General features: G+C 46.0%; 11 protein-coding genes. 6 read left to right on the forward strand and 5 right to left on the reverse strand.

The window, feature by feature from the left end:
* Nucleotides 1-432: 432 nt before the first annotated feature.
* Nucleotides 433-1,296: a hypothetical protein gene (locus tag K5R16_RS05330; RefSeq protein ID WP_220736512.1), complete on the reverse strand. Its 864-nt coding sequence runs from the start codon at nucleotides 1,294-1,296 to the stop codon at nucleotides 433-435.
* A 241-nt stretch (nucleotides 1,297-1,537) separates the two neighbouring features.
* Between K5R16_RS05330 and K5R16_RS05335 the strand changes: the two genes are divergently transcribed.
* From K5R16_RS05335 to zapE, 6 genes are all read left to right on the forward strand, one after another.
* Nucleotides 1,538-2,464: an LpxL/LpxP family Kdo(2)-lipid IV(A) lauroyl/palmitoleoyl acyltransferase gene (locus K5R16_RS05335; protein ID WP_220736513.1), complete on the forward strand. Its 927-nt coding sequence runs from the start codon at nucleotides 1,538-1,540 to the stop codon at nucleotides 2,462-2,464.
* Between the two features lie 329 nt (nucleotides 2,465-2,793).
* Complete coding sequence (locus tag K5R16_RS05340; protein WP_220736514.1) at nucleotides 2,794-5,085, forward strand: nitric-oxide reductase large subunit; 2,292 nt, start codon at nucleotides 2,794-2,796, stop codon at nucleotides 5,083-5,085.
* A 432-nt stretch (nucleotides 5,086-5,517) separates the two neighbouring features.
* Nucleotides 5,518-7,056: a nitric oxide reductase transcriptional regulator NorR gene (norR, locus tag K5R16_RS05345; protein WP_220736515.1), complete on the forward strand. Its 1,539-nt coding sequence runs from the start codon at nucleotides 5,518-5,520 to the stop codon at nucleotides 7,054-7,056.
* A gap of 154 nt (nucleotides 7,057-7,210) precedes the next feature.
* Nucleotides 7,211-8,710, forward strand: a complete 1,500-nt coding sequence (locus tag K5R16_RS05350) for a pitrilysin family protein (protein WP_220736516.1) — start codon at nucleotides 7,211-7,213, stop codon at nucleotides 8,708-8,710.
* Nucleotides 8,710-10,245: a pitrilysin family protein gene (locus K5R16_RS05355; protein ID WP_259649772.1), complete on the forward strand. Its 1,536-nt coding sequence runs from the start codon at nucleotides 8,710-8,712 to the stop codon at nucleotides 10,243-10,245. The genes K5R16_RS05350 and K5R16_RS05355 overlap by 1 nt, the downstream gene beginning before the upstream one ends.
* A gap of 58 nt (nucleotides 10,246-10,303) precedes the next feature.
* A complete protein-coding gene (gene zapE, locus K5R16_RS05360; RefSeq protein ID WP_220736517.1) occupies nucleotides 10,304-11,491 on the forward strand; it encodes a cell division protein ZapE in 1,188 nt (395 codons plus the stop codon).
* A gap of 33 nt (nucleotides 11,492-11,524) precedes the next feature.
* On the opposite strand, the gene K5R16_RS05365 is transcribed toward zapE, so the two are convergent.
* From K5R16_RS05365 to K5R16_RS05380, 4 genes are all read right to left on the reverse strand, one after another.
* The gene (locus K5R16_RS05365; RefSeq protein ID WP_220736518.1) at nucleotides 11,525-11,977 is read right to left on the reverse strand and encodes a DUF3291 domain-containing protein; all 453 of its coding nucleotides are present in this window, start codon (nucleotides 11,975-11,977) and stop codon (nucleotides 11,525-11,527) included.
* A gap of 34 nt (nucleotides 11,978-12,011) precedes the next feature.
* Entirely contained in the window at nucleotides 12,012-12,173 is a 162-nt protein-coding gene (locus K5R16_RS05370) for a hypothetical protein (protein WP_220736519.1), read from the reverse strand.
* Between the two features lie 27 nt (nucleotides 12,174-12,200).
* Nucleotides 12,201-12,587, reverse strand: coding sequence for a DUF3224 domain-containing protein (locus K5R16_RS05375; protein WP_220736520.1), 387 nt, complete (start codon nucleotides 12,585-12,587; stop codon nucleotides 12,201-12,203).
* A gap of 62 nt (nucleotides 12,588-12,649) precedes the next feature.
* Nucleotides 12,650-13,117, reverse strand: coding sequence for a nuclear transport factor 2 family protein (locus tag K5R16_RS05380; protein WP_220736658.1), 468 nt, complete (start codon nucleotides 13,115-13,117; stop codon nucleotides 12,650-12,652).
* Nucleotides 13,118-13,137: the final 20 nt, after the last annotated feature.

Consider the following 13,137-nt stretch of genomic DNA (forward strand, 5'->3'; position numbering starts at 1 on the left):
TTGAGAGCATACAAAGACAGGAAGTTGAGGCTGCTGAAGTCGCATTGGCGAACGGCCATTAATACACTGCAAGGCTTAGTTCGGGATCCACAAGCAAGCTATTAAATTCGTGGGGATCCCTCAGGGTCAGTGTAAACTTTAATTGATACCCATACATTTGCTAATTCCACGACTCATTCCTAGACCCTTTGCACTAACGCGTTCCTGTCCAATAATGACTTACCGACTAAAATGCACTTGCTAGTTATTCATCTGAGTTGGGCTGTGCAAGCTTCTAAATCAGGGATGATTTAGCAGAGCCTATAGGGATATATTCACGGCGACTTGCAAAGGCTCAATGCAGCTGAATTACTTAAGCTCGATACTGATCTTAAGGCTCGCTACGTTAAATCTATCGTATCCAGAAATAAGTCACCAAGCGAGATTTTACAGTTACAGTCGAGGAACTACGCTCGACGACTCTGGCTGCATGCTTTGCTCTGCTAACCAGCGCTTTGCACTTGATTGCCCCATAATCTTAATCAGCGTCGGCTCTAGGTAACGGCCTAAATCGGGTTTGCGCCAATACATGTAACCAGGTAAAGGTTGTACAGTGCCTGCGCCAAAGGTGCGTTGTATAAGGCTAGAAAACTCGGCAATGCTGTCATCATTAGGTACTGTTAGCAGCGGCCAAAAATCGGTTAAAAAGGCATTGAAACTATCAAAGGATTGCAGCTGTTTTACACTGTAACGCTGTAATACTTGCGCCAAAATAGGAACGCTCCAGTGGGACATAAACTCGGTATTGGCTATCACATCGATATTGCGCCTATGGTATTGCTGCCAAGCTAAATCTAGGCTATTCGTTTCATTGGCTACTCGCCAAACTAGGTAAAGATCAGATAACCACTCATGTTGGTAGGTGCTGTTAATCTCTAGATTTAAGCTTTGCATTGCCGCTATCGCTTCAAGGTGACCCAACTCATGCCAGTAGGTCAGTTCATCTTGCCGATTAAGCGCTAACGAGTAATGACCCGTGCCCCAGTTTACGCTGCGCTTATGCGGCAGTTTATCAAAATCAGTCACCAAGACTCCGGCAATTTCGCGGTGAAGGATCGGTAACACCATGGCTGCACGTGCGCCCATTGAGAGCTGAAGTAATTGGCTGTTAGGCAACTGGAATCTAGCTGACTGCGGCAGTGTTTCTAAACAAGTCGCTAGTGTGTCACGTTCGCAGATGAGAGCCTTTTGGCTTGCAACATCCTCCCAAAGAAAACCACTTGAAAGCAGTAAACTCACAGCCAATGCTATAGCCATTGTAGTACTGCGCTATTGGGTTGCCATGGTGGTCTTAATCGGCTCAATGGGAGTTCCTCTGCAAACCAATAGCAACATGACTGCTGCACTTTGCTGCACTTAAATGTAGGAAATAACGCCACTATGGGGGGTTCTTTCACAGATTTAACCCTGATTGTACCTAATTTTTAATGATGTTGAGTAAATGTGGGCGAGATTGCGTTAGAATAATGAGTAATTTTTCAATGTATTCGAGTTTTCCGTGGTAGAAAAAGCCCAGTTTTCATCTCATCTTTATCACCCTAAGTACTGGCTCCTTTGGCTAGGTGTAGGCCTTATGCGCCTCACACAAGTATTGCCTTTGCGTATTCAAATGAAAATGGGCGCAGTGCTTGGCAGACTGGCAATGGGCATTGTTGGCAAACGCGTTAATACTGCTAAACGTAATTTGCAGCTGTGTTTTCCCGAAATGAGTGATGCCGAACAACAAACTCTGCTGCGTGAGAATTTCGAACAAACAGGTAAAGCCATTTTCGATACTATTAATGGTTGGTGGTGGTCGGATGAAAAAATTCAGCAGCATATGACCATAAAAGGCCAACAACATGTGCAGCAGACACTCGATAATGGCCAAGGGGTGATCTTGTTTGCTGTTCACTGTTTACCATTAGAGATGGGCGCACGGATCTTTGGCCAGTTCCAACCTGGTGTCGGCGTTTACCGTCCGCACAACAATCCGGTGATGGAATATTTGCAGGTAAAAGGGCGACTACGATCTAATAAGGCCTTAGTACCGAAAAGAGATCTACGCCAGATGGTGCGAAGCTTACGAGCGCCTAATGTTATCTGGTATACCGCCGATCAAGATTTTGGCCGTTCAAGTGCCACATTCATCCCATTTTTTGCCGTTGAAGAAGCCGCTACAATTACCGGAGCCACTACACTGGCCAAACTGGGGAAAGCTAAAGTGCTGCCCTTTTTTGTAGAGCGCAACAGCAGCGACACCGGTTACAATATCGAGATCCAAGCGCCACTGGACAACTTTCCTGGTGAGAATGAAATTGAAGATGCTAAGCGCGGCAATCACATCATTGAACAGATTATTAGCCGCAATAAATCACAATACATGTGGCTGCATAGACGCTTTAAAACCCGTCCTAATCCAGAAGATCCATCATTGTATAAGTAATCATTACAGCCCTTTGTAAAATTGACACCGGGCAACCGCTCACTTTGCTGCTAACCAATAGCAGCAAAGTATTATACCCGTACTACCTGAAGTCACTGTTTGTATAGATTTTATCCAGTCTAGTCCCCCACCTGCAGTGTTAAAGTATTAACTCATTGTCAAAAAGACACGCATTGTCATATAGACACTTGCAAATACTGTCCTTATGACAACGCTTTATTATCAACAAAAACACATACTCTATATAAATCAATAGTATAGACAATTGGCATATTATCTGCTCTAGCAAGGTTCGCCTGAATAACAATAACGTTGCGCTAAGAGGATTTATGAGCAAACAAAGACTAACTGCAATCGCACTACTGCTGGTGCTAATTGCTTCATTTACCGTACTGCTGAGTATTGGTAGTGAGATCTATCGAGAGAAGCCGCCTATCCCGACGGCTTATGTCGATAACCAAGGACAAACACTGTTTAGCAAAGATGATATCGAACAAGGTCAGTTAGTTTGGCGCTCTATGGGGGGGCATCAACTAGGGTCTATTTGGGGTCATGGTTCATACGTTGCACCAGACTGGACTGCAGACTGGTTACACAAAGAAGCTCAAGCTTGGTTAGATATCACAGCGATGCAGCGCTTTAATAAAGACTTTGCTCAACTCGATTCGCAGCAACAAGCAGGACTTGAGCAAGCTTTGCGAGAAGATATTCGTCGCAATACAGTCGTTCAGCAAGCCAATGGCGATACAGAGATCACTCTTTCAACCACTCGTATCGCAGCGATTAAACAGGTAGAACAGCACTATATAGCACTATTCGGTGACGACCCTAAGCTATCATCGCTACGCGAACAGTATGCGATGAAAGAGGGAACCGTTCCTAGCTTAGATCGCCGTGAAAAACTTAATGCCTTTCTATTTTGGGGAGCATGGGCTGCTGTTACTGAGCGTCCAGATACCGACTATACCTATACCAACAACTGGCCATTTGATCCGCAAATTGGTAACACGCCAACCTCTGACAACGTTGTTTGGTCTATTTTAAGTATTGTGACCCTAATTGCCGGTATTGGCGCACTTGTCTGGCACCATGCCAGCGGCAAACATGAAAGCTTACCCAAGCCTGCCGATCAAGATCCTTTGTTTTTTACTAAACCGACGAAGTCGCAGAAGGCTGTAGGTAAATACTTTGTCACCGCAATAGGTCTGTTTTTACTGCAGATATTGCTCGGTGGGATCACCGCCCACTATGCCGTCGAAGGGCAAAACTTTTATGGCATTCCACTATCAGAGATTTTGCCATACTCGGTCACCCGAACCTGGCACACCCAGCTGGCAGTATTTTGGATTGCCACAGCATGGTTAGGCACGGGGCTTTACATTGCACCTGCACTGTCAGGTCACGAACCTAAGTTTCAGCGCATTGGCGTTAACGTACTCTGGGTTGCCCTAGTGGTTGTAGTCCTTGGCTCTATGGCCGGTGAATGGATAGGCGTACAGCAGTACTTTGACCTAGACATGAACTTCCTATTTGGCCATCAAGGTTATGAATATATTGATTTAGGCCGCGTGTGGCAGGTGCTATTACTTGCTGGTCTGCTTATCTGGCTAGCGCTAGTTACCGCAGCCATGCGTCCGGCGTTAAAAGTTAAAGGTGAGATGCGTCCAGTTATTTGGGTGCTATACGCTTCATGTGTTGCGATTGGTCTATTTTACGGTGCAGGCCTATTCATGGGTAAACACACTAACCTCGCAATTGCCGAATACTGGCGTTGGTGGGTCGTTCACTTGTGGGTTGAAGGCTTCTTTGAAACTTTTGCCACCTCTGTGATCGCCTTGATGTTGGTTCGCCTTGGACTCATCCGTGCTCGCAGTGCTAATGCTGCAGTGCTATTTGCTACGGTTATCTTCTTAACAGGTGGTTTGATTGGTACTTTGCATCACCTGTACTTTACCGGCACACCAACCTCAGTGATTGCTTGGGGCGCAATTTTCTCTGCACTTGAAGTGGTTCCGCTAGCATTGATTGGTTTCGAAGCGGTTGAAAGCTACCGTCTACGCGCAGCAAGTCCGTGGATGATCCGTTACAAATGGGCGATTATGTTCTTTGTGGCAACAGCCTTCTGGAACTTAGTGGGTGCGGGCATATTAGGCTTCCTAATTAATCCACCTATTGCGCTGTACTTTATTCAAGGTCTAAACACCACAGCAACTCATGCTCACGCAGCATTCATGGGTGTATATGGCATGTTAGGCATGGGACTGATGTTGTTCTGCTTACGCGGACTAACTGGTCAAATGCAGTGGAATGAAAAGCTATTAAAAGGTGCTTTCTGGACCATGAACATTGGCTTAGCGGCAATGGTGTTTATGTCGCTACTGCCTGTGGGTATCGTGCAGTTCTTTGCTGTTATCGATAATGGCTACTGGTTTGCTCGCTCACCAGAGGTGATCCATAGCCCACTGGTTGAAACCTTAGTGTGGATGCGCATGCCTGGCGACGTATTGTTTAGCTTTGGCGGTCTGTTTATGGGCTACTTCCTATTCGACATTATCAAAAAAGCGCTTGGCAAAAAGAAAGCCGCTGAACTGGACAATGACCAAGCTTCAGCAAGTGCATAAACCGTAAAAGAAGCATAAGGTTAAGGGCGCTGTTATCTAGCGCCCTTTTTTATTCTCTATCTATACCCGTTCTACTTGAAAATGCTCGTTTCAGAGGCGTTGTGCCAGGTCAATTCTAGGCGCGTTAACGTAGAAATGGTTGTTCCCTTTTAAGTTAGTGCAACAACGAAGTGGGCTGGCACAAAGCCTTCTACGATGGGTTTTAATGGGCTTTACTCTGTGTTATTGATTTAACCAAGGGAATGACCATTAGTGGCAATCAATGCCGTGATTAAAGTCCATTAAATTCCCACTGAATTCTGCATCTTCAGGTAGAACGGGTATAACAGTATATTTGACACTGCCCACATTGAGCTTTAATGTCAAAAAGACAAAACACACATCGCACTTAGCAAAACAGCTCGCAGCTTAGCGACGCTATGGATATAACCTATGTCTTTAAGCCAAACCGATCTTACTCGTATCGCCTTAGATATTACTGCGGGTCTGTCTGATCACGACCGCTTCTCGCGCTTACTCGATACCATAAGACAAACCTTGCACTGTGACGCTGCAGCGCTGCTGCAATTTACTGGTCAGCAATTTAATCCGCTTGCTATCGATGGCCTCAGCCCAGATGTGCTTGGACGGCGCTTTATTCTCAGCGAGCATCCAAGGCTTGAAGCTATCGCTCGTGCTGGTGATATTGTTCGTTTTCCCGCTGACAGCGAACTGCCCGACCCTTACGATGGCCTTATTCCCCATCAAGGCGATCACTTAGTGGTGCATGCCTGTATTGGCTTGCCGCTATTAGCTAATGGCGATCTTATTGGTGCGGTCACCATCGATGGTTTCGATCCACAGCAGTTTAACGCCTTCAGCGACAATGAACTGCGCACCCTAAGCGCGATTGCAGCGGCATCACTCAGTAATGCCTTGATGATCGATAAACTGGAGAAACAAGCGGTACAGTCTCAAGAGGTCACGGCTGTTGCACGGATTAACACCGATGCGCCAGTGGAGATGATAGGTCAGTCGACTGCCATGAATGCGCTGAAAAACGAGCTTAATGTGGTGGCCGGCACCGACTTAAATGTGTTGATTTTAGGTGAGACCGGTACCGGTAAAGAGCTGGTTGCTCAATCAATACATCAGCTATCGAACCGTGCTAAGCAGCCGTTGGTTTATCTGAACTGCGCCGCACTGCCTGAATCAGTAGCTGAAAGCGAGCTTTTTGGCCATGTAAAAGGCGCATTTACCGGCGCGATAAGTCACCGTAGTGGTAAGTTTGAAAAAGCCGACAACGGCACACTCTTTCTAGATGAAATTGGCGAGTTACCGTTAGGGCTGCAAGCCAAACTATTACGAGTGTTACAGTATGGCGATCTACAAAAAGTCGGTTCAGATAAGAGCCTTAAGGTCGATGTAAGGATCATTGCCGCAACCAATAAAGATCTCAAACAGGAGGTGCTTGCAGGGCGCTTTAGGGCTGACTTGTATCATCGACTCAGTGTATTTCCGATTATGGTGCCGCCACTAAGAGAGCGAGATGGCGATATTACCCTGCTGAGCGGTTTCTTTGTCGAGCGTTGCCGCCAGAAATTAACCCTGAAAAGCTTAAGACTCGATAGCCACAGCTTAGCGCTACTCAATGGTTACGACTGGCCTGGTAACATTCGAGAACTGGAACATGTTCTGCACCGCGCGGCAGTGCTTTCGAGAGCGCAATCAACATCTGATAGTTGTCTTATCGCGCCGCAGCATTTTGACTTTCAAGCAGAAGCAATCCAGAGTGTTGCGAGCAAACCTAAATCTGGCGCCAAGGCATTGCCAAGCAACCAAACCTTAAAACAGGCTACGGCGACATTTCAGTCGCAATACATACAGCAGGTACTCACAGAAAACCAAGGCAACTGGGCTGCTACAGCCAGAGCATTAGCACTCGACTCAGGTAATTTGCACCGATTGGCTAAACGTATTGGCATAAAATAGCTAATCTAAACAAACGCTAGGCAAGATAGTAGCTAGATAGCAGCTAGATAGCAGCTAGATAGTAGCTAGATAGCAGCTAGATAGCAGCTAGATAGCAGCTAGATAGTAGCTAGATAGCAGCTAGATAGTAGCTATAAGCAAAACAGAAAAAATCATGTCGTTCTATTACGTTGCAAAAGGATTAAGCACATTGAGAACATTGGCAAACAGCTATTTTTTAAGCAAGCTAATTTGTATTGTAAGCATTAGCTGCAGCAGTGCTTATGCTGCAGAGGTTCAACAGCCGAGCAGCGTTAATGGCAGTTGCGATCTTAACGCCCAAGCGGCGCCTTTGTATCAAGCTGAGCAGCGGATCCAATATCGCCAATTAAGCAATGGCTTACAAGTGAGAACTTTGGCTGTCGACGGCTCATCATCGGTGTCTATTGCTAGTCAATTTGATGTCGGTTCTAGAGATGAAGTTAAGGGGCAGACGGGTTATGCCCACCTGTTTGAACATATGCTGTTTAAAGGCAGCAAAAACGCTCCCGGCGACAGCTATACTCAAACCATGAGCGAGCTGAGTGGTCAATTCAACGCCAGTACCTTTTTCGACTTCACCAATTATTACCTCACGATTCCAGCTCCGGCATTGGAACTCAGTTTGTGGTTAGAAGCTGATCGCTTCCGCTACCCCGCCCTCACTGCAACCACGGTAAAAAATCAGCAAGCTGCAGTGCTTGAGGAGATGGCCACCAGCATTGATAACCAACCTTATGTGCGCAAAGCAATGGAGTTCTTGTTATCTCAAGTTGAAGGCACGCCGTACGGCCATGCGGTGATAGGCTCTGTTGCCGATGTAAAAGCGGCGACGCCTGCATCGCTCAATGCGTTTCATCAGCGTTTTTATCGGCCAGATGCCATGCAATTGAGTTTAGTTGGCAATATTCCTAAGCAGACCGATACCTGGATAGACAATAGCTTTGCCAGCTGGGAACAGCCGAGTGATAAACGTCAGCCGTTGGCAGATCTCAACATTAATGCCAAGGCTGTACATGGTGAAATTATCGATGATCGCGGCCCCTGGCCTGCTGTATTGCTGGCTTGGCATACCGCCGGCGCCAGCTCCGAAGATGCACCAGCACTCGCACTGCTAGAGGCTTATCTGTTTCAAAATAAAAGTAGCCTCATTGAGCGCACAAGCCTAAAAGACCCCGACCAACTACTGACTTATTCTATTCCGCTACAAATGCAGCATCATGGAGTCACTAATCTGGTGCTCGTGCCTCGGGCGCGTACCTCACTTGATACATTAACCGACAATGTAGAGCAGCTTATCGCATCGGTAACGACTAAGCCGATTGCTGCGCAGCAGCTTTGCCAGCTAAAACAGATCTGGCTCGATAAACGTTTAGCAAGATTAGATAACCCCTCACTAATGGCTCGAGCCTTATCAGCGACTCAGCTACGTGACAGCGCTGCGCCATTAACTGGCGAGTGGCGAAGAATAAATACGGTTACTGCTGCCGATCTACAACGGGTTAGTGAGCGCTACTTTAGTCACAAACGAGTACGGTTGGATCTACTGCCACCGTGGCATATACGTGCAGCGAAGACAGTTCTTGAGTGGCTGCCAAAGGGCGCTGCAGATAGCCTTGAAGAGAGTGTAATGTGATGAGACATTGGATAAAGCAGCGGATGAGAGTGACAAGTATCGCATTGATAGGCTATTTAGGTCTGTACCTATTAGGTTGCCAACAAACTCACATTAAGTTTACCGATAGCGCATCGACCACATTACCGCAGTTCAACAACATCCAAGCAGCGCCTGTGGTTAATGCAATGCACTTTGAACTTACACATAGCGTTGAACAGCAAAACTATGTTGATGGCAGCAAATTATTTGTATTCTCTGACCCACAATCAGGCCTTGATAAGCTAACTCTTGTGGCATACAGCAAACAGCCTTTTGCTAATATGGATGTTTTACTCGCAGCATTTGAACAGAAGCGTCGCTGGCTAAGTGCAAAACAAAGTTTGAGCTGCGCCGATAGCATTCGTTTTCGCCCCACCTTGCACAGTATCGCCATCAGTATTAGCTGTCATCAACTGCCTGCTGAAGCCGCCACGCTATTAAGCGATTTTTGGCAAACAGATAGCTTTAATGAGATTGATATCAGCAACGTAAAACGTCAGTTAAAACTTGCTAAACATATCAACGCCTTTAGCGGTGCAGAGATAGACACTGTTTGGGCAAAAACCATTTTGGGCGAAACCCACACCTACAACCAAGCGCTCAATGACAGCGAGCTTGCCGACAACTTAACACTTGCAAGCCTCAACGCAGTTAAAGATAGAATACTCTCGCAATCATCTTGGGCAGTATTGAGCAATCAAGCTCTACTTTCCGGCGAAACTGGCGAAAAAAGCTTACCAAATATTCTCTTGTCTGATGCTGTAGCATTATCGGTAGCAGTCAATGCAGCAACAGATAACAGTGATGTTCTCCCAATAAATCAGCCCGATATCGCGCTCGGAAATGAACAGAAAAACCTCTATATTATCGACGCGCCAGGTAGCGTACAGACACAAATAAGAGTCGGTTATCCGCTAGCTAGAAACTCGAGCACGACAGCACCCCATCAAAAACCAGTCACCTTAGATAGCAGCGCTAGCGCACAAGACTGCCAACTATTAGCCAGCTGGCTAGGTCGCAGCTTTAGCGGCCGACTGTATTACGATTTGCGAGAGGTGCGCGGCCTAACTTATGGCATCTATGGTCGCTGCTATGACAATCCGCTTTCACGCACGATTAAGTTTTATGGCAGCACTCAGTTACAGCATAGCGGTGCCTTTATTGATGGGGTACTGAAACATCTTACACTCGCGGCCGACAGCCCTGTCAGCCAAGCTGAACTAAAGGCAATCAAGACCTATAACAGCAGTAAGCTGCTGCTTCGTCAAGATAACCCAATGGCACTAGAGGTTGATACGATTCGCCAGTTGACCTCAGGTTATTCTCCGGCATACCAACAGATGTTTGCCGATAAAATTGCTCAGTTGAATGCTGACGAGTTGCAAGCTATCGCCAATAATGTGTTCAGTCGTACACCCTATATCGTGATCCGCGGCGATCTAGATAAAATACGTCAGGATCTACAGCAGAAATTACCGAGTTGGCAAATTATTGAAGTGTCAGCCAATGACTAAACTTTTTAAATTAGCTTGTTATAATGCGCGCCATTGTGAGTAATAAAACGAATTATCGATGACATCTTTTAGCGCACCATTGCAACAATCTACTGCAAACGTTGAGCAGCAAAAATCTGGCCCATTGGCGCGCTATAAGCAGCATCTAAGTCAATCAGGCTTTGTCGACGATAAAAGCCAATATCAAACACTAGAAGCTTTAGAGAGTTTGTACCAAGCACTCACATCGACACACTCTAATAAGCCGCCCTATAAAGCAATTAACGGCTTATATTTGTGGGGAGATGTTGGCCGTGGCAAGACCTTTTTGATGGACATTTTCTATGAAAGTGTTGCAGGATTGCCGCGGTTAAGGTTGCACTTTCACCGCTTTATGGCACGTATTCACAAAGCGTTAATCGCCGAGTCAGGTCATAGAGATCCGCTACAGCGTATTGCTAAAAATATTGCAGCTGAGTGCCGTGTGCTCTGTTTTGATGAGTTCTTTGTATCGGATATTGGCGATGCAATGCTGCTTGGTAAACTTTTTGAAGCATTGTTTAGTGAAGGGATAACCTTAGTCGCCACCTCAAATATCCCTATCGATGAGTTATATAAGAACGGCCTGCAAAGACAACGTTTTCTCGCCACCATTGAGCAGTTAAACCAGCATACACAACAGTTACACCTTAGCGGTGAAGTTGACCACAGGCTGCATGATACTGCTTACAAACAACGTTATTTTGTTAACGATGCGAGGCACCAACATAGTGACTCTGCAGCGCACTTTGACTCAATGTTGAATTCATCAGTGCCTATTTCAACAGCACTCATCGTTCATGGGCGGGTGATTGAGACTATCAAATATAACGAGCATATAGCCTGGTTTAACTTTGATGCCCTATGCGATGGCCCACGTTCACAATTAGATTATATCGACATCGCCAGCCGCTTTAAGGTGGTGATCTTGTCTGCGGTGCCAGTACTAGGCGGTGAGCCGAGAAGCTGGATCCGTGCCCGTGGCACCGAAGATGGCGCTGTAGCGATAGAAACCGGCGAGAGACAGCTGTCCTATGCGGTTAATGATGATCCTGCCAGACGCTTCATCAGTTTGGTCGATGAGCTATACGATCAAGGTGTCACTTTGTATATCCAAGCCGATGTACCTATGGAGGCACTATATACCGGCGGCGCGTTAAGCTTTGAGTTTAGGCGAACCTTAAGTCGACTCACCCAAATGCAGTCAAAGGCCTATTCAAGTGATTAAGCCATCCTTCGCTGGTTAGACAGCTTAAGCTTGCTACAAGCCCAAAGACTCCGCTGCACTGAAGTTTGCTTTAAACGTAAAGGCAAAAGGAGAGTCACCATTATCTCGTAAGTGCTGCAGCCTATGCAGCGCCTCATCGATACTCGGAATATGCCCCACTGGCACCCACCACAGTACATAAGTGTCATCAGGCAAACTATGAAACCACTCTTTTTTACGACGTAAAAAGTCACGATGATGGGTACGGAACATGAAATTCTTTAGCGCATCAACCGAGGTCCAGGTCGACATGTTAATAATTACACTTGGATCCTCAAAAGCTTGTATAGCAGTGGCATCACCCGCTTCATCTTGTAAGCGCCATACAAAGCCATCACTAGCCTCTGCAGTGTGATTAACTGGATCTAAATTATCAACAAAATCACTAAGCTCTGGCGCCTCTATAGCGAACTTAGCTTTCGCGATATTAAGTTGCGCTAAATGCATGTATATCCTCCTTGATGGTGTTGTTGGGTTGCGGCTAAATAAACAGCTTTTCATTCCCTCTATCTTGGCTAGCTTCAAATATTAAGCTGCCTAGCTCAGTCCGAGTGAGTTCAATATGCTTGATTAACGCCTCTTTTAACGCAGACACCGGCATAGTGTTAACTAAGATATATCCCAGCAAACAGCTCTTTGCCAATTGCTTGCTCCTTCAAGCATCTCACAGCTATTTTTGATGATTAATCTCGTAGTCAAAATGATAACGGTGAACACCAGATTCTATCTTTATCATCATCGAGCCAGAGATCCCGGCAAGTTCTGCAGTACCAGAATCGGGCACCACCAGCACAGATAAACTGTCCGCACCTTTATCCATCACACCGGTATGGTGAAAAGAGACCTGGCCTTGTCGCCCATCAATAGCGCCAACAAAGGTTTCAATGGCGACGTATGCTGCCGATCCGACAGTCGCAGTGCGCTTACTCAACATCTGCCCTTCACTCGTGCCTGCAATATCACCAGAAAACAACTTAGTAAATGACATTCTACCCGCTTCAATGGCATCATCTTCAGCAGGGGTTAGCTCTATAGAAAACTCTCCAGTCGCAATCATTGCTATCTCCTTTATTTTATCTACTCGTTAAACTCAGCTCTGTAACCATCTCGGCGGACCCCTTACTCATGATATTTACGGATCATCGCTACTTTGCCATCTTCAATCTCTAACACTTCCATCATAATTGAAGTATAACTAACTGGCTGATTACTCTGCGGGTGGATCCCTTTAGCACTATGAGTGTAGCGAATCGCAATCGCTGTATCGTTAAAGGTAAAAAGATTGAGTAGTTCTGCGCTATATTCGCTATGTGCGCCTAGATAAAAAGTCATCCCTTTACGCATACTCTGCTTACCATCAGGGTGACGACTGTCATCGGTTTCATAGGGAATATGCTGGTGACCGACATCGTCGCTAAGTAACGCTAAATAATTCTCCAACTCTTTCTCTGTCGCACCGGGGGCTTGAGACGCAACCATCACCTCAAAATAATGCTGGGCAATTTGTTGCATCGTCGCTTTATCGTCTTCAGCTTGAACACCATTAATGCTTAATAAACCTAATGCTGTAATCAATACTGCAATCATCAAACGCTTCAAAATAAACT

The sequence above is a fragment of the Shewanella sp. c952 genome (genome assembly GCF_019654975.1).
GTDB lineage: Bacteria > Pseudomonadota > Gammaproteobacteria > Enterobacterales > Shewanellaceae > Shewanella.

What these genes read in the sequence shown, in the direction of transcription:
- K5R16_RS05330 (WP_220736512.1), bottom strand. Translation starts at nt 1,296, where the DNA reads ATGGCTATAGCATTGGCTGTGAGTTTACTGCTTTCAAGTGGTTTTCTT.
- K5R16_RS05340 (WP_220736514.1), top strand. Translation starts at nt 2,794, where the DNA reads ATGAGCAAACAAAGACTAACTGCAATCGCACTACTGCTGGTGCTAATT.
- norR (WP_220736515.1), top strand. Translation starts at nt 5,518, where the DNA reads ATGTCTTTAAGCCAAACCGATCTTACTCGTATCGCCTTAGATATTACT.
- K5R16_RS05350 (WP_220736516.1), top strand. Translation starts at nt 7,211, where the DNA reads ATGTCGTTCTATTACGTTGCAAAAGGATTAAGCACATTGAGAACATTG.
- K5R16_RS05355 (WP_259649772.1), top strand. Translation starts at nt 8,710, where the DNA reads ATGAGACATTGGATAAAGCAGCGGATGAGAGTGACAAGTATCGCATTG.
- zapE (WP_220736517.1), top strand. Translation starts at nt 10,304, where the DNA reads ATGACATCTTTTAGCGCACCATTGCAACAATCTACTGCAAACGTTGAG.
- K5R16_RS05365 (WP_220736518.1), bottom strand. Translation starts at nt 11,977, where the DNA reads ATGCATTTAGCGCAACTTAATATCGCGAAAGCTAAGTTCGCTATAGAG.
- K5R16_RS05375 (WP_220736520.1), bottom strand. Translation starts at nt 12,587, where the DNA reads ATGATTGCGACTGGAGAGTTTTCTATAGAGCTAACCCCTGCTGAAGAT.
- K5R16_RS05380 (WP_220736658.1), bottom strand. Translation starts at nt 13,117, where the DNA reads ATGATTGCAGTATTGATTACAGCATTAGGTTTATTAAGCATTAATGGT.